The following is a 1,031-nucleotide window of genomic DNA, read 5'->3' on the forward strand; positions in this document are numbered from 1 at the left end:
CCGCCACCTCGCCCGCCTGTTCCGCCAGCAGCCCGGCGCCCAGGAGCCTGCCGTGCCGGTCGGCCACCAGCTTCGCCACCCCGGGGCCAGTGGCGCCGCCCGGCAGCGGCACGCGCAGCACCTGCGGGTCCTGGCCATTGGCGCGCGCTTCTGCCTCGGTGAGGCCGAGTTGCGCCAGGGCGGGCAGGCTGCGCACCAGCCGGGGTGCCGCGACGGGGCCGAGATGGCTCTGCAGCCCGTGCAGCATGGCCTCGGCCACCACCGCCGCATGCTGGCCGGGGGCGGGATCGGCCGCGCCTGTATCGGCCACGGAGCCCACCGCCCAGACGCGGCGGTTGCCGGTGCTGCGCAGATCCTCGCGCACCCGCACGCCAGCGGGCGTTGCCTCGATACCGGCGGCCGGGAGGTCCAGGGGCGAAAGACGGGGGGCGCGGCCCAGGGCCAGCACCAGATGCGAGCCCTCCACCCGCGCCCCGCCTTCCAGCCGCAGTGCCAGGCCGGCGCCGGCATGCTCCACTGTCAGCACACGGCTGTTCTCGTGCAGCGTGACGCCGGCCTGGCGCAGCGCCTCCCGCAGCGGCACCACCAGCTCCATTTCATGGCCCGGCAGGATATTGGGCTGGGGCTGCACCAGGCTGACGCGGCGGCCGAGCAGGGCCTGGGTCTGCGCCAGCTCCACAGCCTCCGGTCCGCCGCCAAGGATCAGCAGGTGCTCCGGCGCTTCCTCCAGCCACGGCAGAGCCTCCGGCAGCAGCCAGGGCACCGCGGCGAGGCCGTAGGTATCCGGCACCACCGGCGCGCTGCCCGCGGCGATCACAGCATGACGGAAGGGATAGGTGCGGCCGGCGGCCTCCAGGCAATCGGGCGCGATGAAATGCGCGCTGGCAGGCACCACCACCAGCCCGCGCGCCTGGAAGGGGGCCAGGATGTCTTCCTCCGCCACCGGACTGGCCGCGGCGGGCCAGCGGGCTGGCTGGCCGGACAGCGCGGCGCGGTGCGCGGCCTGCCGCTGCGCATCGGCGGCGCCGGAC

General features: G+C 75.9%; 1 protein-coding gene. It reads right to left on the minus strand.

The genetic code is table 11. The annotated features are described in order from the left end of the window. On the minus strand, positions 1 to 1,031 hold a 1,031-nt coding region (locus IBL25_RS26320), incomplete at both ends, for an FAD-dependent oxidoreductase (protein ID WP_187781373.1).

The sequence above is a fragment of the Pseudoroseomonas ludipueritiae genome (assembly GCF_014490445.1).
GTDB classification, from domain to species: domain Bacteria; phylum Pseudomonadota; class Alphaproteobacteria; order Acetobacterales; family Acetobacteraceae; genus Pseudoroseomonas; species Pseudoroseomonas ludipueritiae.